Origin of the sequence: Corallococcus interemptor, from assembly GCF_003668875.1 — a bacterium.
In the GTDB taxonomy this organism is placed as follows: Bacteria; Myxococcota; Myxococcia; order Myxococcales; family Myxococcaceae; genus Corallococcus; species Corallococcus interemptor.
This window is the reverse complement of the sequence record NZ_RAWM01000432.1, coordinates 1-394: the sequence shown is the minus strand read 5'-3', so window position 1 is coordinate 394 and position 394 is coordinate 1. Positions and strand designations below refer to the sequence as shown.

At 41.9% G+C, this 394-nt stretch carries 1 protein-coding gene; it reads right to left on the bottom strand.

All coding sequences use genetic code 11. From position 1 onward, the window contains the following. Window positions 1–275 (bottom strand): reverse transcriptase domain-containing protein (locus tag D7X96_RS39805; protein WP_147468539.1); only part of this gene is annotated, 275 nt, incomplete at its 3' end. Between the last annotated feature and the right edge of the window lie 119 nt (window positions 276–394).

Below are 394 nucleotides of genomic sequence, written 5' to 3'. Positions count from 1 at the left end.
GCTCTAGGGGCTTGTTTGAGACCATAGAGGGCCTTTTTGAGAATATATACATGATTGGGCTTCTTTGCGTCTTCAAATCCTTTAGGTTGCTCCACATAAACTTGTTCTTCCAAAAGTCCAAACCATCCCACCTCATGAACCAAATTAAGCCAAAACCTTGAAATTGACATTCCACAAAAACCCAAACCACTCCAATGGACCCAAAATTGTCCCAAAGAGTGACCAAAATCCAAACCATGGTCCCCTAACTCGCTACATATAGCTTGTTGGATCACAATGCCAAAACCAAAAAACAAATCCCGGTCCCCTAATTTGCAACATACAGCTTGTTAGGTCATAAGACCAAAATCAAAATCCAAAATCCGACCCCCTAACTCGCCACATACAGCTTGTT